Source organism: Nocardiopsis sp. EMB25 (genome assembly GCF_026797795.1).
Taxonomy (GTDB): Bacteria; Actinomycetota; Actinomycetes; order Streptosporangiales; family Streptosporangiaceae; genus Nocardiopsis; species Nocardiopsis lucentensis.
On the sequence record NZ_JAMTDN010000001.1, the window covers coordinates 4,437,708 to 4,461,564 of the forward strand.

The window sequence follows — 23,857 nt, forward strand, 5'->3', positions numbered from 1 at the left end:
CGGATCGTCCGGGCGGTCCGGACCGTCCGGACCCACCGGGCCGACGGGTCACAGCGACGGCAGGCCGCCCATGACGTAGGTGCCCACGGCGATCCCCCAGGCGATGAGGGAGTAGGTGAGGGCGCGGGTCCGCAGGAGGCGGTCGCCCCGAACGGACGGCGCGGCGAAGGCGGCGACGAACAGAGCCAACCCGAGGAGCGCGGGGACGGCGGAGGCCAACGCGAACAGCTGTGTCTGGGTCGCGCAGGTCGTGTAACCCTCGCTGCCGGGATCACCACAGAACACGTCGTCCCCCGATCGATGCGGTCGGTCTGAGCGGTACTCCCCGACCGTACCGTTTCGGCAAGGGCCTGATCGCCGCCGAGGTTGACCGTATCCCCCTGGAGGGACGGCTTCCCACCAGCCCTACCGAACCAGATTCTGTTTTTTCGTGACCCACGGCACGTTTTCTCTTTACACGAGAGTCATCTGTGTCCAATCATGAGGTCAGTCCGCCCCTGGAGGTCATCCCATGCCCGACACCCCAGCCACGTCGACGGCCGCCAACGAACACAGGACCGGTTTCCACTCGCTCCGCGGCGGGGGCCTGAACTGGGACTCCCTTCCGCTGCGCCTGTTCACCAAGGGCAACGCCCGCTTCTGGGACCCCGCCGACATCGACCTGAGCCAGGACGCCGAGGACTGGAAGCGGCTCGACGACGCGGCGCGCACGCGCGTCCTGCGGCTGTGCGCGTTCTTCGTGGCGGGTGAGGAGGCGGTCACCGAGGACCTCCAGCCGTTCATCCGCGCGATGGCGGCCGAGGGCCGGCTCGGCGACGAGATGTACCTGACCCAGTTCGCCTTCGAGGAGGCCAAGCACGTCCAGGCGTTCCGGCTGTGGCTGGACGCGCTGGGGGTGTACGAGGACCTGCACGAGTACGTCGACGCCAACCCGGGGTACCGCGCGCTGTTCTACGAGGAGCTGCCCGGGTCGCTGGACGCGCTCCTGCACGACCCGAGCCCGCGCAACCAGGTGCGGGCGTCGGTCACCTACAACCACGTCATCGAGGGGTCGCTCGCGCTCACCGGCTACTACGCCTGGAACCACCTGTGCACCGTGCGCGACATCTTCCCCGGCATGCGGGAGATCGTGCGCAGGATCGGAGACGACGAGCGCCGCCACATGGCGTGGGGCACCTTCACCTGCCGCAGACACGTCGCCGCCGACGACGCCAACTGGGAGGTGGTCCGCGAACGGCTCGACGAACTGCTGCCGCACGTGATGACCACGGTCAAGCGGGGTGACACGCCCTCCGACGATCCCGCCGACCAGCGCTACGAGCTGCCGCCGGGCGAGCTGGTCGAGTACGCCGGCAACCGGGCACTGCGGCGTCTGGGCGCGATCGAGTCCGCACGCGGGGTGCCGCTCGCCCAGATCGACCTCGACGCCTCCCCCGAGCAGTTGGAGGAGCGGTTCGGCGAGGAGGACCGGGAGACGATGCGCTCGGTCGGGTCGAAGAACTGATCCCGCGGCGGCGGGCGGCCCCGGGTACCGCCGACCGGCCCTACACCGGTGACCACCTGCGCGGTTCTAGGATGTCGAAGACGGCATCGGCACGAACCCGAAAGGACACACACATGGCTACGGCTACCGCACGTCACATCCTGGTCAGCACCGAGGCGGAGGCGCTGGAGCTGAAGGGGCAGATCGAGAACGGAGCGGACTTCGCCGAGGTCGCCAGGCAGCGCTCCTCCTGCCCCTCCTCCAGGGACGGAGGCAACCTCGGATCGTTCGGCCCGGGACAGATGGTCCCCGAGTTCGACAAGGTCGTCTTCTCCGCCCCCGTCGGCGTGCTCCAGGGGCCGGTGAAGACCCAGTTCGGCATGCACCTGCTGGAGGTCACCAGCCGCCAGGACTGAGGCGACGCGCTCCGGGCCGCGCCGTCACGGCGCGGCCCGGGGCGGCCCGGGGCGGCGCTATGAGTTCGGCGGCAGCACGTTCTCCTCGAACCGGCCGACGTAGTTTCCCGGTGGATCGAATCGGCCCACCACCATGCATCCGTGCCAGCCGTTCTCCTCACGCGTGGCCGCGATTCCGACACCGACGCGCTCAGTGGATTTCCACACGAGTTGGGTGAAATTGCCCGCTTTCGCCGAAAAGCCCGGCGTGTTGTAATCGTAGTTCCTGACCTCCGAGTACCAGGTGTCCACCGCCTGGCGCAGGACGCGCTCGTCACAACGCAGCGGATCCGGGGACATCCGCTTGTACAGGGTCTCCCCGGCCTGGCCCCGCTCCTCGAAGGAACTGTGTTCGAACACCCCGCGGTCCGCCCACTCCTGCGCCCCCTGGGCGAGCCGGGCGTCCGCGACGAGCGGGGGCGCGGAGTGGTGGGCACGGTGGCCGTTGGTCTGGTCGAGGACAGCGGCCGTCGGGTCCGCCACGTCGGGCTCCGCCTGCGCGGAGGGGGCGAGTGCGGCCAGAAGGGCGGAGGACACCAGGGTCACGAAACCCAAACGAATGACATTCACCCGACGATCATATCTTCGCGGGAATCGGATTTCGACACGGAAAAATTCCGCAGAAATTCTATTTCACCCTCATCCTGTGAAATTCGCCGAAATGGCGTCCGGGCGTGCCGGGGTCAGCCCGCCCCCTCCACGTGCCACAGCTCGCGGCGCCCCCGCTCGGCCTCCAGGGCGATCCTCCCGAACGGCTCCGCCCGCCACTCCCCCTCCTCGGTGAGGTGGTTGGCGTAGAGCACCTCACCGAGCCGTGAGAGCACGAACAGCGAGTCCACGAGCCGGTGCGTCTCCAGGAACTCGATGCTGTTGGGCACCCCCAGGTAGAACCGGTCGTGGTCCTCCGGAGTGATCCACCGGCCGAAACCCTGGTCGCGGCGGGAGCGCTCGTGCCGGTCGACGATCCCGAACGCGCTGTTGCTGCTGTGCGTCGCCACGAACGCGACCTCCACTCGGTACCCCGCCGAACGGAAGCCCTCCACCCATGCCGCCGCCCAGTCCGCGCGCCCCAGCGGATGGCTGCACACCACGTCCACCCGCCGCTCGCGCACGTGCTCCATGGCGAGCTGGTGCAGGCCCGCGATCTGCCGGGAGAGGGTGCGCGAGGCGACCCGGTCGTCGGCGGTCATCGCCCACTCGTAGTCGGGCGCCAGGCGCAGCAGGTCGTCCCCGTCGTAGCTGACCGTCCCCTCCGGAAGGACCGGTAGGAGGAGGCGTTGGAGCGTCGACTTGCCCGAACCCGGCTGACCGCCGATGAGCAGCGCACGGGGCCGTTCCCGGGCGGTCCCGGTGAGGCGGGAACGCAGCGCGAGGTCGAACAGGACCTCGAGCTCGTCCCAGTCCGGACCGGGGCCCGGATCCTCGGGGGTGGCGCCCTCCGGCACGCACACGGGGTGGCGGCGCAGCTCCTCGATGACCGGCGGCAGCTCGGCGCCGACCCGGTCGAGCTGGTCGGGCGTGAGGAACGGAAGCCGGGCCTCCTCGATGAGCAGTGCCCCGGCCCGCGCCGCGTCGCCCCGGGACAGGCACGCCCCGATCGCGGCGCTGTACAGGTTGTAGGCGCGTTCCCTCGCTTGGCGGTGGGTGTCGGTCTGCGGTGGGACGCCACCGCTGGACGTGTCCGCCAGGAGTGGCCGCACCGGCCCCGTCTCGTCGGGCGCGGTCGCGTCCCCTCCGCCGAAGGTGGTCATCTGGCCCGTCCTTCCCTGGCCCCGGAGGCTGGAGCCGATCAGTCGGTCGCCGCTGTCGGCACCCGGGATGCTAGTGCCTCAGGTCACGCGGAGTGGGGGGTTTCATCGGACGGGGACCGGCCTACAGTGGCCACCATGACAGCGACTGCCTCCACACCCTCCGGGGTACCCGCCGTGATCGACGCCCTGGCCTGGGTCCACGTCCGCGACGGCCGGCTGCTGTGCGTCCGGTCCAAGGGCAAGGATCTGCTCTACGTCCCGGGTGGGAAGCGGGAACCGGGTGAGAGCGACGAGGCCGCGGTGGCCCGGGAGGCCCGGGAGGAGGTCAGCGTCGAGCTGCGTCCGGGAACCTTCCGCCGGGTGGCGGTGATCGACGAGGTCGCGCACGCCCAGGCCCCCGGCACCCGTGTGCGGATGACCTGCTATGCCGCCGACCACGACGGAGAGATCGTGGCGGACAACGAGATCTCCGGTCTGGAGTGGATCGGGTTCGGCGAGCGCGAGCGCTGTGCCCCGGCCGTGCGCAGGCTCGTGGAGCTCCTGCACGAGGAGGGCACCGTTCGCTGAGCGGGTGGACCGCCCGTTCGGAGTGGACGGTCCGGTCAGCTCGGACAGCCCTCGCGGGCGATCGGGTCCGGCACGCGGCGCCCCCAGTCGCCGGTGGTGAGCGACAGCAGCATCACGGTCGGCACACCGAACACGAACGGGGCGAGGAAGCCGGTCGACATGATGGCGTCGACCCCCCGGACCTCCACGTAGCCGCTGCTCAGCATGGTCTGCGCGACCGTCTGGAACACCAGGTGGAAGCCCACGCACGCCCACAGGTTCCCCGTGACCAAGCGGATCCCGCCCAGCACGATCCCCATGCCGAGGAAGAGCGGCAGCCGCTCCGCGAGCACGCCCCACCCGTTCAGGATGACCCACAGCCCGGTGCCGAACAGCGCGAACAGCGCGGCCTGCGCCAGGACCGCGAGCCAGGCGGGCATGGCCGCGTTGAGGTTCCGGTACAGGTAGCCGCGGAAGATCAGCTCCTCCGGCACCGCCTCGAACACCAGGACCAGCGCCGCCAGCGACAGGACCCCGGGCAGCAGCTCGGTCCAGGGCACGGCGGCCGTGACGGACGCCCACCCCATCGCGACGCACAGCGCGATCCCGGCCGCCCCGGGCAGCGCCCAGGCGGCGGCCCCGACCAGGAACGGCCGCCGGCCCTCCCGGACCCCGGTCAGCCCGAGCCCGCCCCAGGGCCGCCGGTCGAGGAAGCGGCGCGCCGCCCACACCAGGGGCACCGCCAGCACGAAGACGAGCAGCGCGTTCACCACGTGGCTGGCCGTCGTCACCTCCTCGGCGGGGAAGAGGGTGTCGTCCACCCAACCCATCAACAGCCAGACCAGCAGGGCGCCCACCGTCACCAGGATGACCCGGACCAACACAGGCGGACGCTCCGGCCGGACACCCGCCGTCGCGCGCTCGGATCCGTGAATTGCGTTCATGTCCCCCACGATCCCAAGCCGCGGTGACCATCGACATCCGGAATCACCCTGGCTCACCCCCGACCTCTCGTACGGGCGGCTCCGTGGCCCGCGCTCCGACCGTCGCCGGGGCCGGGGCGGGGGCGGGAAAAACCAGTGGCCGACGCGGGAGAAGCCTGGCTAGGGTCCGAAACCGTGCGCGTGTTTCCCGAACCCCCGGGGGTCCCCGACCACCGGTCCGCCGACCGTTTCCTCCTCTGGCTCGCCCGACGCCAGTGGAGCACCCTGACGTGGGCCTCCCTGGTCATGGGCGCGTTCACCACCTGCGGCGTCCTCCTCTCGGCGGCGATCGGCGCGGCGATCGACTCCGGTCTCACCGACGGGGACACGACGGCGCTCCTGTTCTGGTCCGGGGTCCTCACCGCCCTCATCCTGACCTCCGTCGCCCTCCTCCACTTCCTCCACCGCGCCCAGGCGTTCAACTGGTACGCGTCGGCCTACCGCACCGTGCAGTCGGTGACCGGCCGTTCGGTCGACCTGGGCCCCACGCTCACCCGGCGGCTGCCCTCCGGTGAGGTGGTGGCGGTCGGCACGGACGACATCGACCGGATCGGCGACTTCTACGAGATGAGCGCCCTGCTGCCGGGAGCGGTCGTCTCCATCGGGGTGGCCAGCACCCTGATGCTGACCTCACACGTCACGTTCGGACTGGTCGTCCTGGTGGCGGTGCCGTTGATCATGCTCTCGACGGTGCCGCTGCTGGGTATGCTCTCGCGGCGTGAGCAGCACCAGCGCGACCGCCAGGCCGAGCTGACCACGATCGCCGGCGACCTGGTGGCGGGCCTGCGCGTCCTGCGCGGTGTGGGCGGGGAGCGCACCCTCGACCACCGGTACCGGGACGAGTCCCAGCGGGTCCGCGCGGCCGGGGTGCGGGTCGGGTGGACCGACGCGACCCTCCAGGCCGTCCGCGAGCTGCTGCCGGGGCTGCTGCTGGCGGGGATCGTCTGGTACGGGGCCCGGTTGGCCCTCACGGGTGAACTCACCGTCGGCCAACTGGTCGCCTTCTACGGCTACACCACCGTCCTGAGCACGGCCGTGCGCCATCTGACCTTCACCGCGTCCTTCTACGTCTCCGCGCGAGTGGCCGCCCGCCGGGTCGTCGGCGTTCTGTCCCTGGAACACGACCACCCCGACCCGGTGGCCCCGGCCCGGGCACCGGAGGCACCGTGCGACCTGCGCGACCCGGTCAGCGGGGTGACGGTCACGGCGGAGCGGACGACCGGTGTCGTGTGCGCCGACCCCTCCGACGCGACGGTGATCGCCGAACGCCTCGGCCGCTACCGCGAGGAGGAGGGCGCGGAGCTGGTCGAGCGCTCCACCGGCCGCGCGGTACGCCTGCGGGACCTGCCCCGTCGCACGGTGCGCGACCGCGTGCTGGTCGCGACCAACGACGCCCACCTGCTCTCCGGGAGGCTTCGGGACGAGCTGTCCCCGGACGGCGGGCTGTCCGACGAGCGGCTGGCACGGGTGGTCGACGCCGCGCACGCCGACGACGTCGTGCACCAGTCGTCTCGGGGGCTGGACACCGTGCTCACCGAGCGCGGACGCGAGTACTCCGGCGGCCAGCAGCAGCGGCTCCGGCTCGCGCGGGCGCTGGGGCTGGACCCGGAGATCCTCGTCCTCGTCGAACCGGCCTCGGCCGTGGACGCCCACTCGGAGGCCGCCATCGCGGAGAAGCTCCCCGCGGAACGGACCGGCCGGACGACCGCCCTGTTCACCACCAGCCCCCTGCTGCTGGCCCACACCGACCACGTGCTCTTCGTCCGGGAGGGACGGACGTTCGCCCAGGGGACGCACGCGGAACTGCTCGCGAACGTACCCGAGTACGCCGCCACCGTACTGCGTGAGGTCGCCACGGAGGAGATCCCATGACCCGGACCGCGCAACACCCCGCGCCGCACCTGCCGGAGGCCGCCGCGTGGCAGCCGGTCGACGGACTGCCGGTCGCCCCGGCCGCCATGGTGTGGCGGCGGTTGCGGCGCGCGGGGCGCGAGCACGGCCGGACGCTCACGGGTGTCATCGGTCTGTACGGCGTGGCGGCGCTGAGCGCGCTGGTCGCCCCGTGGGCGCTCGGCCGGGTCATCGACACGGTGCGGGCCGGCGGCCCGATGGGGAGCGTCGACCTGCTGGCGGCGGCGATCGTCGGCTCGCTCCTGGTCAACGCCGTGTTCGTCCTGGTGTCGGTGGCGCTGTCGATCCGGTTCGGCGAGGGTGTGCTGGCGGAGTTGCGCGAGGAGTTCGTACGCGACGTCCTGCGCCTGCCGCTGGGCACCGTGGAGCGCGCCGGGACCGGTGACCTGGTGGCGCGCACCGGACGCGACATCGGCCACCTGAGCCACGCCGTGCGCCACTCGGTCCCGCTCATGGTGGTGAGCGCGGTGACGGTGGTGGTCGTGGTCACCGCGATCGGTGTGGTGCATCCGGTGCTGCTGCTGGCCATGGCGCCCTCCGCCCTGGTGCTGTGGGTGTCCACGCGCTGGTACGTCCGGCGGGCGCCGGACGGATACGTGCGTGAGCTGGCGACCTACTCCGACCTGACCCAGGGTGTGTCGGACACCGTGGAGGGCGCGCGCACGATCGAGGCCCTGGGGCGGCAGGCGCGCCAGGTCGCGCTGAACGACCAGCGCGTGCACCGGGCCTACCTGGCCGAGCGGTACACGCTCTGGCTGCGGACCGTGTGGTATCCGCCGCTGGAGTTCTCCTACCAGTTCCCCGTGGCCATGACGCTCCTGGCCGCGGGGGTGCTCCACGTGAACGGCGCGATCAGCGTGGGCCAGATCGCGACGGCGGTCTTCCTCAGCTCGCAGCTGGCGCGGCCGGTGGAGAAGCTGATCGACGAGGTCGACAGCGTGATGATGGGGTTCACCAGCCTCCGACGGCTGCTCGGCGTCGGGTTGACCGGGGAGGAGGCCCCTCTTCCCGCAGGGGACGCGGACGCGGCCCCGGGCGCGGTCGAGGTCGAGGACGTGCGGTTCGCGTACACGGACACCGAGGTGCTGCACGGGGTGGACCTGGTCGTCCGGCCCGGCGAACGGTTGGCCGTGGTCGGGCCGAGCGGCGCGGGCAAGTCGACGCTCGGGAAGTTGATCGCGGGGATCCACCCGCCGACATCGGGCAGCGTGCGGGTGGGCGGCGCTGAGCTGTCGGCACTGCCGCCGGGGGAGCGTAGGCGCCGGGCGATCCTGCTGAGCCAGGAGAGCCACGTGTTCCGGGGGACGGTCGCGGAGAACCTGTCACTCGCGCAGGAGGGGGAGGGCGTCGACGAGGACGCGCTGTGGAAGGCGCTGGCCGCCGTGGACGCCGACACGTGGGTACGCGCGCTGCCGGACGGTCTGGCCACGCGGGTCGGCTCGGGGAACATCACGCTGGACCCGTCCCACGTGCAGCAGCTGGCACTGGCCCGTCTGGTGTTGGCCGACCCGGAGGTCCTGGTGCTCGACGAGGCGACGTCGCTGATCGATCCGCGCTCGGCCCGCCACCTGGAGCGATCGCTCGGCGGCGTGCTCGCGGGGCGCACGGTGGTGGCGATCGCGCACCGCCTGCACACCGCACACGACGCCGACCGGATCGCGGTGGTGGAGGAGGGCCGGATCAGCGAACTGGGCACGCACGAGGAGCTGCTCGCGCACGGAGGCTCCTACGCGAGGCTGTGGCGCGCCTGGCACGGCGGCTGAGTCCGCGCCGGACGCGCACCGACGACCCCGTGACCCGACACCAGGAGAGACCTTGACCACCCCGGAGATCCCGCCGCTGTACCGAGACGCGGACTTCAACGGCCCGCTCTCCGACGAACACGCCGCCAAGCTGATCCGCACGCTCGGGCCGCTCACCGACCGCCGCGTGGTGGACCTCGGCTGCGGATGGGCCGAGTTCCTGCTGCGCGCGCTGGCGACCGACCCCGCCGCCACCGGCCTCGGCGTCGACCTCGACGAGGGCGTCCTCGAACACGGCCGGGCCAACGCCAGGGCACGCGGCCTGGCGGACCGGGTCGATCTGGTCGCGGCCGACGTCGGCGTGTGGGAGGGGGAACCGGCGGACGTGGTGGTCAACAGCGGGTCCACCCACGTGTGGGGCGGCGACCCCCTGGATCACACCGCGAACGCGCTCGCGGCCCTGGGCGACCTGGTGCGCCCCGGTGGCAGGCTGCTGTTCGGCGAGTGCTTCTGGAGGCGGCCGCCGACCGACGCCGAGGCGGCGGCGGCCATGCCCTTCATCCCCCCGGCCCAGTACCGCCCGCTGCCCGGGCTCGTGGACCTCGCCCTGGCGCACGGGTTCCGGCTGCTCGCGCTGTCCGAGGCCTCGCCGCAGGAGTGGGACGACTTCGAGAACCGCCACGCGCTGGGCTGGGAGGAGTGGTTGGCGGGGAACCCGGACTCGCCGCGCGCCGACGAGGTCCGCGTGCGGGCGGACCGGCACCGGCACGCCCGTGTCCACGGCATGCGGGAGACCCTCGGGTTCGCGTACCTGACGCTCGTCCGCGCCTGACCGGTCCGGTGGGAGAGGTCAGGAAGCCCACTTGTCGGGACCGGGGAACCTGGAGGTGTCGAGTTCCAGGTCGAAGGGCTCCGGCAGGCGGATCTTCTCTCCGAACTCCACGATGCTGGTGTGCTTGTACCGGCCGTTGCTCGGCTGCTCGTGGAGACTGACCGAGGGGCCCATCCCGTCCCAGGCGTCGATGAGCAGGTAGAGCGGGACCTCGGCGCACGCGTAGCCCCCGAGCTTCTTCCTGCGGTCGGTGTCCATACTGCTCCTGGACACGATCTCCACCGCGAGGAACGCGGCCTCTGCCGGACTCGGGGACTGGGATCGATCGAGGACGACATCCTCGGGCATGACGACCAGGTCCGGCACGTAAAGACGCCCGACCAGCGGCAATCGAATGCTGAGAGCCTGGTAGACACCCCAGTCATCGGAGATGGCCTGGTGCAACTCCGAGCACACCCGAGAGGCGATGAAACAGTGGGCGTCCTCGAGCGGCGCGCCAAGCATGATGGCGTCGTCAGTGACGATCTCGGCCCTCCAGCCTTCAGGCACGTCCAGTTCCCGCCAAGTGCTCAGCAGGTAGTCCCATCTGGACGACTCCGTCACAGGGGCCGGTTCAGCCACGGCAGGACCCATCTATCATCACACCTCCGAGCGGAACACTAACGCTCCGTGTCTGTGACTGCCCGGCACTTGGCGAAAAGACCCGGAGAACAGCGAAACCGGGCGGCCCCGGAAGGGGCCACCCGGTCGTCGCGGGCGAGGTCGCGTATCCGGACCTCGGACTCCAGGCTGGACCTAGAAGTCCATGCCGCCCATGCCACCGGTCGGGTCGGCGGCGGGAGCCGCGGCCTTCTCCGGCTTCTCGGCGATGACGGCCTCGGTGGTCAGGAACAGACCAGCGATGGAGGCGGCGTTCTGCAGAGCCGAACGGGTCACCTTGGTCGGGTCGATGACGCCTTCCTTGAACAGGTCGGCGTACTCACCGGTGGCGGCGTTGAGGCCGAACCCGGGCTCCAGGTTCTTGACCTTGTCCGCCACGACGCCGCCCTCGAGGCCGGCGTTCACCGCGATCTGCTTCAGCGGCTCGGCGATGGCGCGGCGGACGATGTCGGCGCCGATGGCCTCGTCGCCGTCCACGTCGAGCTTCTCGAAGGCCGGGACGCTGGCCTGGAGCAGCGCGACACCACCGCCGGGCAGGATGCCCTCCTCGACCGCGGCCTTGGCGTTGCGGACGGCGTCCTCGATGCGGTGCTTGCGCTCCTTGAGCTCCACCTCGGTGGCGGCACCGGCCTTGATGACGGCCACGCCGCCGGCCAGGCGGGCGAGACGCTCCTGGAGCTTCTCGCGGTCGTAGTCGGAGTCGGTGCGCTCGATCTCGTTGCGGATCTCGTTGACGCGACCGGCGATCGCGGTGGCGTCACCGGCGCCGTCCACGATGGTGGTCTCGTCCTTGGTGACGACGACCTTGCGGGCGCGGCCGAGCATGTCGAGCTCGGTGTTCTCCAGCTTGAGGCCGACCTCCTCGGTGATGACCTGGCCGCCGGTCAGCACGGCGATGTCGCCGAGCTGGGCCTTGCGGCGGTCACCGAAGCCCGGAGCCTTGACGGCGACGGACTTGAAGGTGCCGCGGATCTTGTTGACGACCAGGGTCTGGAGCGCGCCCTGCTCGACGTCCTCGGCGATGACCATCAGCGGACGGCCGGCCTGCAGGACCTTCTCGACAACGGGCAGGAACTCGTTGTTGTTCGAGATCTTGGAGTTGACGATGAGGATGTAGGGGTCCTCGAGGACCGTCTCCATGCGCTCGAGGTCGGTGGCGAAGTAGGGCGAGATGTAGCCCTTGTCGAAGCGCATGCCCTCGGCGAGCTCGAGCTCGAGCCCGAAGGTCTGCCCCTCCTCGACGGTGATGACGCCTTCCTTGCCGACCTTGTCCATCGCCTCGGCGATGGTCTCGCCGATCTGGGTGTCGCCGGCGGAGATCGAGGCGGTGGAGGCGATCTGCTCCTTGGTCTCGACGTCCTTGGAGAGGTTGCCGAGCTCCTCGTTGATGCGAGCGACGGCGGCCTCGATGCCGCGCTTCAGACCGACCGGGTTGGCGCCGGCGGCGACGTTGCGCAGACCCTCGCGGACGAGAGCCTGGGCGAGCACGGTGGCGGTGGTGGTGCCGTCACCCGCGACGTCGTCGGTCTTCTTGGCGACCTCCTTGACCAGCTCGGCCCCGATCTTCTCCCACGGGTCCTCGAGCTCGATCTCCTTGGCGATGGAGACACCGTCGTTGGTGATCGTGGGGGCGCCCCACTTCTTCTCCAGGACGACGTTGCGGCCCTTGGGGCCGAGCGTGACCTTGACGGCGTCAGCGAGCTGGTTCATACCGCGCTCGAGGCCGCGACGGGCCTCCTCGTCGAACGCGATCAGTTTGGCTGCCATTGAGTTCTTGTCCTCCCGTGACCGGGCTGATACGCGATGGGACGAGGCGTGCGCCCGCGACGGACGACCGCGGTCGCACCGACAACCCCGCTGTCGGGAACCGCGATCTCGCAGCCTCGATCCGGCTTAGCACTCAGGAAAGTCGAGTGCTAACCAGGTCCCTTTTTAGCACTCGGCCATGGAGAGTGCAAACGATGTGGTCACGATTTCCACAGCCCTCTCACCAGGGTTTACCTGCGATGATCCGACGCGACGTGCGGATTTCGCCCTGGGTGGACACGGCCGCGCGGGCCGACCCGCCCGGTGAACGCGGGTCGGCCCGGGTTCACTTCGCCGACCCCCGCACGGCGCGGCCCCCGACGGCGAGCGCCACGACCGCCAGGCCGAGCGCGACCGCCCACCCCACGCCCACCGCCGGACCCCACTCCCCGGCGAACAGGGCGCGCTCGGCGTCCACCACGTACGAGACGGGGTTCAGCCTCGACAGCGCGTACAGCCAGCCCGGCGCCAGGTCCATCGGCAGCAGCACCCCCGACAGCAGCATGAGCGGCATCAGCGCCCCCTGGACGATCGGCGCGAAGACGTAGGTCTGCCTGACCGCCAGAGCCACCAGGTACGACAGGGTGGACAGTCCCACTCCGAGCACGACCAGGAGCGCCAGGCCCACGACCGCGCCCAGCGGCGGGATCCGGAGCCCGAACGCGACCACGAGCGCGAGGATGAGCAGCATCTGCGTGAACATCATCGCCGCGTCCGCCAACACCCGTCCGAGCAGCAGCGCCACCCGGCTCACCGGTGAGACCAGTAGCCGTTCGTGCGCGCCCGACGCCAGCTCGGGCAGGAGGCCGAACCCCGCGAATCCGCTGGCGAACAGCGCGAGCATGACCAGGAGCCCCGGCACGAACCACCGCCAGGAACCCTCGCCCGTGGGTCCGCCGAGCCCCTCCAGGAGGGGGGAGAACAGGGCCAGGTAGAGCACCGGCTGCAACATCCCGAACAGGATCAGCGCCGGACGACGCAGCACCAGCCGCCCCTGCCGCTGGAAGACGATCCAGACGTCGCGCGCCGTCGTCCCCCTCGTCCTGGCCGCCGCCGGCGGCGGTTGCGTCCTCATCGTCGCGGTCATCGCTCTCCCTCTCTCAGGCTGCGTCCGGTCAGGGTCAGGAAGACGTCGTCCAGCGTCGGCCTGCTCACCGCCACGGAGAGCGGCGCGACACCGGCCCCGTCGAGCGAGCGCAGCAGCCCCGGCAGGGCGGCGTCGCCGTGCTCCACGCGGATCCGGACCCGCGGGTCGCGACCGGGCTCCGCGACGACCTCGGCCGTGCCCGCGGACGGCAGCGCCTCGGCGACCTTCGCCCCCAGGTCGGCGGCGGCCCCGTCCTCCGTGGTGAACACGACCAGGTCACCGGACACCCGGCTCTTGAGCTCGTCGGCGCCGCCGTCGGCGATGACCCGGCCGTGGTCGATGACCAGGACACGCTCGGCCGCGCCGTCCGCCTCCTCCAGGTAGTGGGTGGTCACCACGACGGTGGTGCCGAACTCGCCGCGCAGGCGGGCCACGTGCTCCCACAGGTTGGCGCGGCTCTGGGGGTCGAGCCCGGTGGAGGGTTCGTCGAGGAACAGCAGTCCGGGGCGGTGGATCAGCCCCATCGCGATGTCGAGGCGGCGGCGCTGGCCGCCGGAGAGCGCGGTGACCACGCGGTCGGCCGCCTCGTCGAGTTCCAGCAGGTCGAGCAGTTCGCCGGTGCGGCTGCGGGCGGTCCGCCGGTCGAGCCCGTACAGCAGCCCCTGGGTGTGGAGCTCGTCGCGGACGCGCTGGTCGTCCCCCGCCCCGTGGCCCTGGCCGACGAACCCGATCCGGCGCCGGACCTCGGTGGGCTCGGCGCGCACGTCGTGCCCGGCGACGCTCGCGGTGCCCGAGGTGGGTTCGAGCAGCGTGGTCAGCATGCGCAGGGTGGTGGACTTGCCCGCCCCGTTGGGGCCGAGGAGGGCGACGAACTCGCCCTCCCCGACGTCGATGTCGACGCCCCGGACGGCCTCGACCGTCCGCTTGCCGACCCGGAAGGTCCGGGTCAGCTCGCGTGTGTGGATCATCCTCGCTCCTTATTAAAACTTGAATGCGAGGATGAGTGTGCACCATCGGTCGCCAGCATTCAAGTTTTAATAAGTTCCACCGGGCCGCCCCGCGCGAACGAGGCGGCCGGGACCGACACGCGTCCGTTCAGGGCCGTGCGCGGGAAGCGGTGGTCACTTCCCCGCCTTCGGCAGGCCGAAGGCCCCGGGGCCGTCGTCGGCCATGGTGTAGCGGCCCTCGCGCAGCGAGGCGATGAGCTGGCGGGTCCACCCGGTCTCGGCCTCGACCGTCGTCCGCCAGAGCCCGAACAGCTCCGCCACGTGCGGCGGCCTGCCGTGTTCCTGGTCCAGTCCCGCGCGCACCTCGGCGCCGACCCCCTCCAGCCCGGCCAGGCGCCGCTCCAGCATCGTCACCGCCTCGTCCCGCGGCAGCGCGGTCATCAGGGTGACCCCGGCGCAGAGCAGCGCGTGGTCGTGACCGGAGTGGCTCAACGCCGCGCGCAACAACCGGTGGAACTCGGCCTCGCCGTCGTCGGTCAGCGCGTAGGAGGTGCGGTCGACCACCTCGTCGCCCTCGGCGACGAACTCGCGCAGCTTCCCCTCCCGGCTGAGCTTGCGCAGCGCGTGGTAGATCGACCCCCACTTGACATTGGCCCACTCCCCGGCGTTCCAGGAGAGCAGTTCCCGACCCACCCGATACCCGTGCGCCCGACCGTGGATTCGCACCACGCCCAGGACCAACAACCGCGTCGCCGACATCGCCACCCTCGTCCGAACTCGATGGGCCCCAGCCTACGAGGGGCGGCCGCGGGGACGGTCCGGTCCAGACACGACGAACGGGGCGGCGCCGTCCCCTCCGGGGGGAAGGGGACGGTCCGCCCCGTTCGGGGTCGCGGATCGGAGGCGGCTCAGCAGCCCCCGGCGACCGCCGGGATGATCGAGACCTGGGCGCCGTCGGCCACCTCGGTCTGGAGGCCCTTCTCGAACCGCACGTCCTCGTCGCCCACGTACACGTTGACGAAGCGGCGGACCTTGCCCGCGTCGTCGAGGATCCGGGCGCGGATGCCCGGGTAGTTGGCCTCCAGGTCGTCGATGACCTCGGCGAGGGTCGCGCCCTCGGCGGTCACCTCGGAGGCGTCGTCGGTGTAGGTGCGCAGGATGGTGGGCACGCGGACGCTGGCGCTCATGTGGGTGTTCTTCCTTCGTCGGATGGGTGCGGGATCCGAAAGCACGTCACCGGATCCCGCGAGGTCGTCGGGGAGGCCGCGGCGGCCCCTACAGCAGGCCCGCCTCGGCGAACGCGGACAGGGAGGGGGCGATCGTGGCGGTCACGCCCGCGTCCACGGCGTTGAGGGTCTTGAGCCCGTCACCGGTGTTGAGCACGACGGTCTCGGCCTTCGGGTCGAGCCTGCCCTCGCGCACGAGCTTGCGCAGGACGCCGGTGGTGACGCCGCCCGCCGTCTCGGCGAAGATCCCCTCGGTACGGGCGAGGAGGTTGATGGAGTCGACCACCTCGGCGTCGCTCACGTGCTCCACGGACCCGCCGGTGCGCTGGGCGATGTCCAGGACGTAGGGCCCGTCGGCCGGATTGCCGATGGCCAGCGACTTGGCGATGGTGTCGGGCTTGACGGGCTGGATGACGTCGTGGCCCGCCTCCCACGCCTTCGCGACCGGGGAGCAGCCGGTGGCCTGGGCGCCGAAGATCCTGTACGGGCGGTCCTGGACCAGGCCGAGCTTGATCAGCTCCTGGAAGCCCTTGTCGATCTTGGTCAGCTGGGAGCCGGAGGCGATCGGGATGACGATCTGCTCGGGCAGGCGCCAGCCGAGCTGTTCGGCGATCTCGTAGGCCAGCGTCTTGGAGCCCTCGCCGTAGTAGGGGCGCAGGTTCACGTTGACGAAGCCCCAGCCCTCGCCGGCGGGGTCGCCGATGAGCTCGGAGCAGAAGCGGTTGACGTCGTCGTAGTTGCCGTCGATGGCCACGACCTTGCCGCCGTAGACGGCCGCCATGACGACCTTGCCCTCCTCCAGGCCCGCGGGGATGAACACGCAGGACTCGAAACCGGCGCGGGCGGCGGCGGCGCCCACGGCGCCGGCGAGGTTGCCGGTGGAGGAGCAGGACAGGGTGGTGAACCCGAAGGTGCGGGCGGCCTCGACGGCGATGGCGACCACGCGGTCCTTGAAGGAGTGCGTCGGGTTGCCGGAGTCGTCCTTGACGTGGAGGGAGTCCAGGCCGAGCTCGGCGGCGAGGCGGTCGGCGCGGACCAGCGGGGTCAGGCCGGGGTTCATGTTCGGGAGTTCGGCGACGTTGGTCGGCACCGGAAGGAGGGAGCGGTAGCGCCAGATGTTGTTCGGGCCGCTCTCGATGTCGGCGCGGGTGACGGCCCCGAAGTCGTAGGCGACCTCGAGGGGACCGAAACAGAACTCGCAGGCGAACCTGGGGGTGAGGTCGTAGCGCTCACCGCACTCGCGACAGGACAGCGCGGTCGCGGGGCCGAAGGAGCGGACGGAGGTGGGTTCTGTGGCGGCAATCGCCATGGCGAGGCGTCTCCCCTCATCTTTCCTGGTGGCCACCTTGACCCCAGGCCGGAGTTGGCACCTGCCTCAGCCGCCTCGCGAGGAGCGCGAGTATCGCATGCTGAGATGGTTGCCGGGGCTTCGCAGGGCCGGTCCCTCCACCCCTCTGGATGAGCAATATGAAATTGTGCGCCGATCCCGTCGGATCCGCACGGTCACTGTAACGGACACGTTGACCGGCTTTCCACATGTGGTGACCTGGATTACACGAAACCGCTCACATGGTGAGATGCTCCCTGGTCAGAGCCGTCAGAGTGCACGTGCTCGGTTTCCGGGGTGTGACGCGCGCCCGCGTTGCCCCCGCGCGGGTTTGGGGCCCCGGTCCGCAGGCGAGACTCCAGGGAACACCCCGCCCCGCACCACCCCCCGCTCACGGGCGGCAGACCCTTCCGCGCCACCGAGAGGACGAGCACGTGGACAAGGCACAGATCCTCATCGCCTCCAACCGGGGACCCGTGTCCTTCTCGACCGCCGACGACGGCTCCCTGGAGTACCGCAGGGGCGGCGGCGGACTCGTGTCGGGGATGATCTCGGTGGCCTCCGAGATCGACGGCCTCTGGGTGTGCGCCGCCCTGTCGCCCTCCGACCGCCGCGCCGCCGCCGAGGCCCCGGGGGCCCGCCTGGACCGCACGCACGACCTGGATGGCATGCGCGTCCACATGCTGGACATCCCGGAGGAGACCTTCGCGGGCGCCTACACCGGGATCGCCAACTCGACCCTGTGGTTCACGCAGCACATGCTGTACGACACCCCGAACAAGCCGTCCTTCGGCTCCGCGTTCCGTCGGCGGTGGGAGGACTACACCGCCTACAACAACGCGTTCGCCGAGGCCCTGGTGGCCGGGGCCGCCGACAACGCGCGCGTGGCCGTGCAGGACTACCACCTGGCGCTGGTGCCGCGCATCCTGCGCGCCCGGCGCCCCGACCTGCGGATCGCGCACTTCTCGCACACCCCGTGGGCCCCGCCGGAGTACTTCCGGATGCTGCCCGACCAGGTCGCCCGCGAACTGCTGGAGGGCATGCTCGGCGCCGACCGCCTGGGCTTCCACAGCCCGCGCTGGGCCGACGCGTTCCTGCGGTGCTGCGCGGAGATCCTGCGCGCCGACGTGGACCTCGCCAAGCGCACGGTCGAGCACGGCGGACGGGTGGTCGAGGTGGGCGTGCACGCCCTGGGCGCGGACGAGGAGGGGCTGCGCGCGAGCGCGGCGGACCCCCGCGTCGCGGAGCGCCGGGAGACTCTGGAGGAGGTCGTCGGCGACACCCGGCTGATCGTGCGGGTGGATCGGACCGAGCTGTCCAAGAACATCGTGCGCGGCCTGGAGGCGTACCGGGAGCTGCTGACCGCGCACCCGGAGTGGCGCGGTCGGGTCACACACCTGGCGTTCGCCTACCCGAGCCGGGGAGACGTTCCCGAGTACCAGGAGTACACCGACGCGGTGCTGCGCGTGGCCAAGGAGATCAATGAGGAGTTCGGCACGGCCGAGTGGGCTCCGCTGGTCCTGGAGGTCAACGACGACTACCCGCGTTCGCTGGCGTCCTTCCAGATGGCCGACGTGCTTCTGGTCAACCCGATCCGGGACGGTATGAACCTGGTGGCCAAGGAGGGACCGGTGCTGTCGGAGCGGGACTCGGTGCTGGTGCTGTCGCGTGAGGCGGGCGCGGCGGACGAGCTGGGCGGGGACGCGCTGCTGGTCAACCCGTACGACACCGTGGAGACGGGCGAGGCCCTGCACCGGGCGCTGTCGATGGGAGCGGACGAGCGTCGGGCACGGCGCGGACGGCTGCGGGAGGCCGCCGTGGCGCTGCCGCCGCGGCGGTGGTTCCAGGACCAGCTGCGCTCACTGGGCTGAGGGGCGGCCGGGACCGCGGGGTGGCGGAGTCGGCTCCGCCACCGGTCTCAGCCCGCGACCCGGGCCGCGAAGGCCCGGCCGTCCTCGGGCAGCACCTGGCCGCCGTCGACCACCAGGGCCTGGCCGGTGATGAAGGACGTCCCGGGACCGGCCAGGAACAGGCAGGCCGAGGCGATGTCGTCGACCTCCCCGATCCGGCCGAGCGGGATCGCCGAGCGCATGCGCTCCAGATAGTCCTGGCCCAGCTCGTCCAGGCCCTCACGTACGCGCGGTGACCAGAGAACCACGCCTGGAGTGGCCGTGGGGCGGTTTCACGCGCGTTCTCGCGCGGGGAAGCGGGGTCCGGGAGCGGCGACCGCCGGGGTCAGGACTCGGCCGGATCCGCGTGCTCGCCCCCTCCGCCGTGGTCGGCGTCGGGGCCCGGCGCGCCGGCGGCGGCGAGGATCTCCTCGATGACCTCGGACTTGGCCTGCGCGTAGTCCTGGATCCGGTCCCACGTCCGTTCAGCCAGTTCGCGCTTGTGCGCCTCGTAGCGCTCACGGGCGTCGGCGTCGGCGATCAGCCGGTCGCGGAGGGCGCGCATCCGCTCGACCTCGACGCAGCCGTCGGTGAGCACGTGCAGGTTGAGGTTGACGTTGGGGCCCTTGAGGAGCCGGTGCTCGTACCAGTGGGGTTCGCGGATGACGAGGCTGTACCCGGCGGCCTCCAGGTCGGGGAGGTAGGCGGGTTCGTCCGCGGAGTCGGCGACCACGAGCAGGAGGTCGAGACAGGGCTTGGCCGCGAGCCCCGGTACCGCGGTGGAGCCGACGTGTTCGAAGAGCAGGACGCGGTCGCCGAGCGCGGCGTGGGCCCGGTCGGACTCACGCCTGAACAGATAGGGCCATTTGGGGTCGTACTCGGACAGGTGCACACGCCCGTTGACGAGGTTGCGGTGTTCGGGACGGATCCCGGTCACCGACCCGCCTCGCGAGGGCAACGGTGACGCTTCAAGGGGTGACATTCCACAAAGCCTTCTCTCCTGGCGCGCCCACGTCAAGACGGCCGGGCGTGCTTACATATGCACGCGCACAAATGACCACCCAAGGTGGATGACCAGTCACGACAGGCGACGACCCTGAGGTTGGCGCGGTTCCGCGCCGGGGTGGGTCCGGCGCCGAGGACGCCGGGGACCGCCCTCCGTCGCCGGCGGGCGGGCCCGTGCGGAGGCCGCCGCGGCGGTGTGCGGGCAGCACGAGGCGGTCGGTGGTTCGGCACCCCTGTATCGAGTGGGCCCGGTGAGGGGCGGGCGGCGCCAGGGCGGATCGTCGGGCCGTGGACGACGGGCGCGGGCGGTTCGACGCCCCGGAGCGGCCGCCGACGCCGGACGCCGACACCCCTCGCACGGTCCGCCGGCTACCTCCCGCGCGGTTTGCGGCGCCGACCGCCCTTCCGACGCGACGGCGGCTCCTGCTCCCCGGCCTCCCTGCCGCGTTCGGCGGCGATCCCCTCTTCCTCCTCGCGGCGCTCCTCACGCACGCCGTAGGGATCGGCGGTCGAGCGCCGCACCCACACCACGGCCAGGAGGACGCCCAGGACCAGCACCGCGCCGATGCTGGCGAACCAGGCCCACAGGGGGACGCGCGGTCCCTGGTCCGCGCGGTCGGCCAGGTCCTCGAGCGGAACGCCCCCGGCGCTCTCGGCGGCCTGGGCCTGGGCCGAGGGCAGGTGGAGCGTGGGCAGCCCGTCCGGGCCCTCCTGGGATCCCTCCACGAGCGACTGACGGATCTGCTCGACGCTCAGTCGCGGGTACTCCGCGCGCAGCAGTGCCGCGGCCCCGGCCGCCATGGCGGCGGCGTAGGGGGTCCCGGTCACCTGGTCCTGTCCGCCGTCCGCGTCCGCGACGGCCAGGTCGGCGCCGGGGGCGGTGAGTTCGATGGTCTGCGTCGCGGGGCTGTCGGGGATCAGGGCGCCGTTCTCGTCGACCCCGGCGACGGAGAGGACGCTGGGGTCGTCGCCCCCCGCCGGACCCACGACCAGGACGCCGGACTCGGTCGCCTCCCGGGTCGCGGCGCGCAGGTCGTCATCGGGGGCGTCCACCGCGCTGATCTCCCCGGCGCCGTCGGCGCCGACCGTTCCGCCGGCGGTTCCGGTACCGGCCGCGCCGGTGGTCCCCGTGGGGCCGGCGGCCCCGTCCGTCGCTCCGGTGCCGGCCGCCTCGGGCAGCAGGATGACGTGGGCGCCCTCGTCGGCCGCGTAGCGGACCGCGTCCGGGAGCGCGTCGTCGGTGGGCAGGACCAGCAGGCCGGCCTCCGGGGCCACACCGAGCACACCGCCCTCGGCGTCGCGTCCGTGCCCGTGGCTGGCGACCAGGACCGCCAGCGCGGTGCCCTCGTCGAGGTCGCCCTCGTTGGCGCCGAACTCGGTGTCGACGCGGACGTTGTCCACGAGGTCGGGGTGTTCCTCCGGGACCGGGACTCCGGGCAGGGCGACGACGGCGCCCTGGCCCTGGGTGACCGCCCACTCCTCCTGGGCGCCGATCGACACCAGGCCCCACTGCTCGGGACGGAGGTCGGGGAGACCGTCGCCGTCGGCCGCCGCCGGGGCGGCCGTGAGACCGATCACGGTGGCGACCGCGCATCCCGCGGCTCCGAAGCGACGCTTGCGTGTCCTGTTACGGTTGTTGCCCCCGAGCACGACGGGCTCCCTCGAACGTTGCGGCCAGCGTTTCACGGCCCTCCCCCGGACCACCGCAATTCTGTCACGAGCACAGGATTCCGGCGTGTACAAGTGGCCGGACGGTGAGGAAACGCAACTGTATCCCCCGTGCCAGTCCTCACGTCCGCGCTCCTCATCCGGCATGTCGAGTCGCTAGCATGAGTCGCGCCGATCCGGACCATCCAATTTCCCGTCCAGGGGGTGTCCCATGCCGAATATCGGTCCAACCGAGGACGGTCAGTCGGCCCTCGCCGAACGCGAACAACGCATCCTCGCCTTCGAACGCCAGTGGTGGAAGTTCGAGGGCTCCAAGGAACAGGCGATCCGTGACGAGTTCGGGTTCTCCGCGACCCGCTACTACCAACTGCTCAACGGGCTGGTGGAGCGGCCCGAGGCACTCGCCTTCGACCCCATGACCGTCAAACGTCTGCGTCGGCTGCGTGCCGACAGACGGCGCCAACGCAACGCACGCCAACTCGGAATACGGCTCTGACCCCGCCCGAACGCACCGGTCGCCCCGGCCCACCCTCCGCCGCGGATGACCCCTCCTCGACCGAGTAGGAGCCCCGGGCGGGTCGCACGGGCCACCCCCTTGCGGCACCGCCCCCCGGAAGGGGACACCGCGCCGGAGGCGCCGATCGAGGGCGGACCGGTACCCTGACCGCCCGGACGGCTCCGACCGCCGCGACCCGAAAGGCACGCGCATGTCCCTGCCCCGACCGAGTACGGACGCCGGACGCGCCGCGCTCGACTCCCTCCTGGCCGAGCCCGCCAAGGCCCTGGCCGCCTTCGACTTCGACGGAACCCTGGCTCCCATCGTCGACGACCCGCGCACATCCGCGCCCTTCCCCGGTGTCGTGGACCGCCTCGCCGAACTGGCCGGACTCATCGGCTCCGTCGCCGTGGTCACCGGCCGCCCCGCCGCCACCGCCGTGCGCCTGGGTGGGCTCGACCGGGTTCCCGGCATCACCGTCCTCGGCCACTACGGGGCCGAGCGCTGGGCCGACGGGCGCGTTCTGGCCGCCGACCCTCCGCCCGGCGTGGACCTGGTTCGACGTGAGCTCCCCGGCCTGATCGACCGCGTCGGCGCGCCGGAGGGCACGTGGATCGAGGACAAGGGCCGTTCTCTGGCCGTGCACACCCGCCGCACCGCCGACCCCGACGGCGCGCTCGCCCTGCTGACCCCGTCCCTGAAGGCGCTGGCCGAGCGGGCCGAGCTGCGGGTGGAGCCCGGGCGGATGGTGGTCGAACTCCGTCCACAGGGTGTGGACAAGGGTGCGGCACTGACCGAGCTGGTGCGGACGTCGGACGCGCGCACGGTCCTCTACGCGGGCGACGACCTCGGCGACCTGCCCGCCTTCGACGCCGTGGCCGACCTGCGCGCGCACGGCGTCGCCGGGCTGACCGTGTGCTCCTCCTCCGAGGAGGTCACCGCCGTGGCCGAAGCCGCCGACCTCGTCGTTCCCGGCCCCGCCGGGCTGAGCGACCTCATCGCCGACCTCACGGCGTCGATCCGTGGGCCTGGGGCGTGAGCGCGGCCCGCGCCGCCGAACGCAACTCCCCCAGCCCCGTCCGCTCCCGGCCGTAGTGCACGGCGTTGGTGAGCACGCCGACGTAGCGGCCGCTGGCGGGGTGCATGAACAGGCTGGTCCCGGTGTACCCGTTGTGGTAGACGACCCCTTCCGGGGTGACCAGCCATCCCAGTCCCCGCCCGAGGCGGTGGCCCGCGTCCACGTGCGGCTGCCAGCTCTCCCGCGCGAACGGCGACGGGACCGGACCGCCGCAGCCCTCACCGATCCGGAGCAGCTCGCGGGCGAAGGCGCCCAGGTCGATGGCGGTGGTGAACACCCCGGCGTGCCCCGCCACGCCGCCCATGAGCGCCGCCGCCTCGTCGTGGACCACCCCCCACCCGGGAGCGGCGCCGGCCAGACGGCGCTCGGTCGGTGCCACGGAGGGAGAACGCGCCAGCGGGCCGAAGGTCGTGGAGCGCATCCCCAGTTCGTCCCACAGGTCGTCGGCCAGTCGGTCCAGGCGGGCCCCGTACCGGCGTTCCAGGAGCAGCCCGAGCAGGATGAAGCCGCGGTCGACGTACCGGTGGTGGCCGCGGTCCTCCAAGGGGTCGGCCAGGATCGCCTCGGCCAGGTCCTGGTCGGTGCCCACGTAGCGCTCCAGCCAGGTCACCGGGTTGAGTCCGCTCGTGTGGGTGAGGATCTCGCGGATGGTCACGCCGGCGCCCGGGAGGCCGTCGGCGGACAGGTATTCGGACATCGGGGCGTCCAGGTCGAGAACCCCCTCGCCGACGGCCCGGCCCACGAGCGGCCAGGTGGCCATGACCTTGGTCAGGCTCGCGACGTCGTAGAACACGTCCGGGGCGGTCTCCGCCTCCCCGTCCACTCTCCCGACCGCGACGAACTCCCACATCCCGCCGGTCCCGATGACCGCGGCGCCGCCGGGCATCCACCCGGCGTCCACCATCACCTTCAGGACTCCGCGGATCCGCCCCCCGGTCTCCGTGAGCCAGTCACCGTCACGCACG

At 71.8% G+C, this 23,857-nt stretch carries 24 protein-coding genes and 1 riboswitch; of the genes, 9 read left to right on the forward strand and 15 right to left on the reverse strand.

All coding sequences use genetic code 11. The features are described from left to right. Window positions 1–48: 48 nt before the first annotated feature. Entirely contained in the window at window positions 49–285 is a 237-nt protein-coding gene (locus tag KIK06_RS19315; protein WP_017599326.1) for a hypothetical protein, read from the reverse strand. A 226-nt stretch (window positions 286–511) separates the two neighbouring features. Between KIK06_RS19315 and KIK06_RS19320 the strand changes: the two genes are divergently transcribed. Together KIK06_RS19320 and KIK06_RS19325 are read left to right on the forward strand one after the other, a co-directional pair. Beyond that, the gene (locus KIK06_RS19320; RefSeq protein WP_268644585.1) at window positions 512–1,504 is read left to right on the forward strand and encodes a R2-like ligand-binding oxidase; all 993 of its coding nucleotides are present in this window, start codon (window positions 512–514) and stop codon (window positions 1,502–1,504) included. Between the two features lie 113 nt (window positions 1,505–1,617). Next, complete coding sequence (locus KIK06_RS19325) at window positions 1,618–1,899, forward strand: peptidylprolyl isomerase (RefSeq protein WP_268644586.1); 282 nt, start codon at window positions 1,618–1,620, stop codon at window positions 1,897–1,899. Window positions 1,900–1,956: 57 nt separating this feature from the next. Here KIK06_RS19325 and KIK06_RS19330 read toward each other — a convergent pair whose 3' ends face one another. Then, window positions 1,957–2,508, reverse strand: coding sequence for a CAP family protein (locus KIK06_RS19330; protein WP_268644587.1), 552 nt, complete (start codon window positions 2,506–2,508; stop codon window positions 1,957–1,959). Between the two features lie 113 nt (window positions 2,509–2,621). Continuing rightward, window positions 2,622–3,689, reverse strand: a complete 1,068-nt coding sequence (locus KIK06_RS19335) for a zeta toxin family protein (RefSeq protein ID WP_268644588.1) — start codon at window positions 3,687–3,689, stop codon at window positions 2,622–2,624. 135 nt (window positions 3,690–3,824) lie between these two features. Between KIK06_RS19335 and KIK06_RS19340 the strand changes: the two genes are divergently transcribed. Beyond that, on the forward strand, window positions 3,825–4,256 hold the full coding sequence (locus KIK06_RS19340; RefSeq protein ID WP_268644589.1) for an NUDIX hydrolase: 432 nt from the start codon (window positions 3,825–3,827) through the stop codon (window positions 4,254–4,256). A 35-nt stretch (window positions 4,257–4,291) separates the two neighbouring features. Here the strand turns inward: KIK06_RS19340 and KIK06_RS19345 are convergent, their stop codons facing one another. After that, window positions 4,292–5,179, reverse strand: coding sequence for a CPBP family intramembrane glutamic endopeptidase (locus tag KIK06_RS19345; RefSeq protein ID WP_268644590.1), 888 nt, complete (start codon window positions 5,177–5,179; stop codon window positions 4,292–4,294). 174 nt (window positions 5,180–5,353) lie between these two features. Here KIK06_RS19345 and KIK06_RS19350 point away from each other — a divergent pair, with 174 nt between their 5' ends. Genes KIK06_RS19350 through KIK06_RS19360 form a run of 3 tightly spaced genes read left to right on the forward strand, consistent with a single transcriptional unit; the run spans window position 5,354 to window position 9,703 of the window. Continuing rightward, the gene (locus KIK06_RS19350; RefSeq protein WP_017599319.1) at window positions 5,354–7,090 is read left to right on the forward strand and encodes an ABC transporter ATP-binding protein; all 1,737 of its coding nucleotides are present in this window, start codon (window positions 5,354–5,356) and stop codon (window positions 7,088–7,090) included. After that, on the forward strand, window positions 7,087–8,892 hold the full coding sequence (locus KIK06_RS19355) for an ABC transporter ATP-binding protein (protein WP_268644591.1): 1,806 nt from the start codon (window positions 7,087–7,089) through the stop codon (window positions 8,890–8,892). Before KIK06_RS19350 ends, KIK06_RS19355 begins: the two co-directional genes overlap by 4 nt. A 52-nt stretch (window positions 8,893–8,944) precedes the next feature. Continuing rightward, window positions 8,945–9,703, forward strand: a complete 759-nt coding sequence (locus KIK06_RS19360; protein WP_268644592.1) for an SAM-dependent methyltransferase — start codon at window positions 8,945–8,947, stop codon at window positions 9,701–9,703. An 18-nt stretch (window positions 9,704–9,721) separates the two neighbouring features. On the opposite strand, the gene KIK06_RS19365 is transcribed toward KIK06_RS19360, so the two are convergent. The 7 genes from KIK06_RS19365 to thrC form a co-directional block, all read right to left on the reverse strand. Then, entirely contained in the window at window positions 9,722–10,252 is a 531-nt protein-coding gene (locus KIK06_RS19365; RefSeq protein WP_327084653.1) for a Uma2 family endonuclease, read from the reverse strand. A gap of 246 nt (window positions 10,253–10,498) precedes the next feature. Then, window positions 10,499–12,130, reverse strand: a complete 1,632-nt coding sequence (groL, locus tag KIK06_RS19370; RefSeq protein WP_017599315.1) for a chaperonin GroEL — start codon at window positions 12,128–12,130, stop codon at window positions 10,499–10,501. A gap of 325 nt (window positions 12,131–12,455) precedes the next feature. After that, entirely contained in the window at window positions 12,456–13,256 is an 801-nt protein-coding gene (locus KIK06_RS19375) for an ABC transporter permease (protein WP_268644594.1), read from the reverse strand. Next, the gene (locus tag KIK06_RS19380) at window positions 13,253–14,224 is read right to left on the reverse strand and encodes an ATP-binding cassette domain-containing protein (protein ID WP_268644595.1); all 972 of its coding nucleotides are present in this window, start codon (window positions 14,222–14,224) and stop codon (window positions 13,253–13,255) included. Before KIK06_RS19380 ends, KIK06_RS19375 begins: the two co-directional genes overlap by 4 nt. 153 nt (window positions 14,225–14,377) lie before the next feature. After that, window positions 14,378–14,962, reverse strand: coding sequence for a PadR family transcriptional regulator (locus KIK06_RS19385; RefSeq protein ID WP_017599312.1), 585 nt, complete (start codon window positions 14,960–14,962; stop codon window positions 14,378–14,380). A gap of 149 nt (window positions 14,963–15,111) precedes the next feature. Continuing rightward, a complete protein-coding gene (locus KIK06_RS19390) occupies window positions 15,112–15,390 on the reverse strand; it encodes a ubiquitin-like small modifier protein 1 (protein WP_017599311.1) in 279 nt (92 codons plus the stop codon). Window positions 15,391–15,478: 88 nt separating this feature from the next. Continuing rightward, window positions 15,479–16,738, reverse strand: coding sequence for a threonine synthase (thrC, locus tag KIK06_RS19395; protein WP_017599310.1), 1,260 nt, complete (start codon window positions 16,736–16,738; stop codon window positions 15,479–15,481). Between the two features lie 13 nt (window positions 16,739–16,751). Continuing rightward, window positions 16,752–16,894, reverse strand: a riboswitch (SAM riboswitch). A gap of 296 nt (window positions 16,895–17,190) precedes the next feature. Here thrC and KIK06_RS19400 point away from each other — a divergent pair. Then, entirely contained in the window at window positions 17,191–18,627 is a 1,437-nt protein-coding gene (locus KIK06_RS19400) for an alpha,alpha-trehalose-phosphate synthase (UDP-forming) (RefSeq protein ID WP_017599309.1), read from the forward strand. Window positions 18,628–18,674: 47 nt separating this feature from the next. On the opposite strand, the gene KIK06_RS19405 is transcribed toward KIK06_RS19400, so the two are convergent. From KIK06_RS19405 to KIK06_RS19415, 3 genes are all read right to left on the reverse strand, one after another. Next, window positions 18,675–18,914 (reverse strand): SDR family oxidoreductase, encoded by a 240-nt coding sequence (locus KIK06_RS19405; RefSeq protein ID WP_268644596.1) that lies wholly within the window; start codon window positions 18,912–18,914, stop codon window positions 18,675–18,677. A 77-nt stretch (window positions 18,915–18,991) separates the two neighbouring features. After that, window positions 18,992–19,627 carry a GrpB family protein gene (locus tag KIK06_RS19410; RefSeq protein ID WP_051059183.1) on the reverse strand — a complete coding sequence of 212 codons (636 nt, stop codon included), beginning with the start codon at window positions 19,625–19,627 and terminating at the stop codon, window positions 18,992–18,994. A gap of 392 nt (window positions 19,628–20,019) precedes the next feature. After that, window positions 20,020–21,300 (reverse strand): S8 family serine peptidase, encoded by a 1,281-nt coding sequence (locus tag KIK06_RS19415; protein WP_268644597.1) that lies wholly within the window; start codon window positions 21,298–21,300, stop codon window positions 20,020–20,022. Window positions 21,301–21,529: 229 nt separating this feature from the next. Here KIK06_RS19415 and KIK06_RS19420 point away from each other — a divergent pair, with 229 nt between their 5' ends. Both KIK06_RS19420 and otsB read left to right on the forward strand, forming a co-directional pair. Next, entirely contained in the window at window positions 21,530–21,814 is a 285-nt protein-coding gene (locus tag KIK06_RS19420; RefSeq protein WP_017599306.1) for a DUF3263 domain-containing protein, read from the forward strand. Between the two features lie 211 nt (window positions 21,815–22,025). Beyond that, complete coding sequence (gene otsB / locus KIK06_RS19425) at window positions 22,026–22,853, forward strand: trehalose-phosphatase (protein WP_268644598.1); 828 nt, start codon at window positions 22,026–22,028, stop codon at window positions 22,851–22,853. Here otsB and KIK06_RS19430 read toward each other — a convergent pair. After that, window positions 22,822–23,856 (reverse strand): serine hydrolase domain-containing protein, encoded by a 1,035-nt coding sequence (locus KIK06_RS19430; RefSeq protein WP_017599304.1) that lies wholly within the window; start codon window positions 23,854–23,856, stop codon window positions 22,822–22,824. The genes otsB and KIK06_RS19430 overlap by 32 nt on opposite strands. Window position 23,857: the final 1 nt, after the last annotated feature.

What these genes read in the sequence shown, in the direction of transcription:
- KIK06_RS19320 (WP_268644585.1), top strand. Translation starts at nt 512, where the DNA reads ATGCCCGACACCCCAGCCACGTCGACGGCCGCCAACGAACACAGGACC.
- KIK06_RS19325 (WP_268644586.1), top strand. Translation starts at nt 1,618, where the DNA reads ATGGCTACGGCTACCGCACGTCACATCCTGGTCAGCACCGAGGCGGAG.
- KIK06_RS19335 (WP_268644588.1), bottom strand. Translation starts at nt 3,689, where the DNA reads ATGACCACCTTCGGCGGAGGGGACGCGACCGCGCCCGACGAGACGGGG.
- KIK06_RS19340 (WP_268644589.1), top strand. Translation starts at nt 3,825, where the DNA reads ATGACAGCGACTGCCTCCACACCCTCCGGGGTACCCGCCGTGATCGAC.
- KIK06_RS19345 (WP_268644590.1), bottom strand. Translation starts at nt 5,179, where the DNA reads ATGAACGCAATTCACGGATCCGAGCGCGCGACGGCGGGTGTCCGGCCG.
- KIK06_RS19355 (WP_268644591.1), top strand. Translation starts at nt 7,087, where the DNA reads ATGACCCGGACCGCGCAACACCCCGCGCCGCACCTGCCGGAGGCCGCC.
- groL (WP_017599315.1), bottom strand. Translation starts at nt 12,130, where the DNA reads ATGGCAGCCAAACTGATCGCGTTCGACGAGGAGGCCCGTCGCGGCCTC.
- KIK06_RS19375 (WP_268644594.1), bottom strand. Translation starts at nt 13,256, where the DNA reads ATGACCGCGACGATGAGGACGCAACCGCCGCCGGCGGCGGCCAGGACG.
- KIK06_RS19380 (WP_268644595.1), bottom strand. Translation starts at nt 14,224, where the DNA reads ATGATCCACACACGCGAGCTGACCCGGACCTTCCGGGTCGGCAAGCGG.
- KIK06_RS19385 (WP_017599312.1), bottom strand. Translation starts at nt 14,962, where the DNA reads ATGTCGGCGACGCGGTTGTTGGTCCTGGGCGTGGTGCGAATCCACGGT.
- KIK06_RS19390 (WP_017599311.1), bottom strand. Translation starts at nt 15,390, where the DNA reads ATGAGCGCCAGCGTCCGCGTGCCCACCATCCTGCGCACCTACACCGAC.
- thrC (WP_017599310.1), bottom strand. Translation starts at nt 16,738, where the DNA reads ATGGCGATTGCCGCCACAGAACCCACCTCCGTCCGCTCCTTCGGCCCC.
- KIK06_RS19410 (WP_051059183.1), bottom strand. Translation starts at nt 19,627, where the DNA reads ATGTCACCCCTTGAAGCGTCACCGTTGCCCTCGCGAGGCGGGTCGGTG.
- KIK06_RS19420 (WP_017599306.1), top strand. Translation starts at nt 21,530, where the DNA reads ATGCCGAATATCGGTCCAACCGAGGACGGTCAGTCGGCCCTCGCCGAA.
- otsB (WP_268644598.1), top strand. Translation starts at nt 22,026, where the DNA reads ATGTCCCTGCCCCGACCGAGTACGGACGCCGGACGCGCCGCGCTCGAC.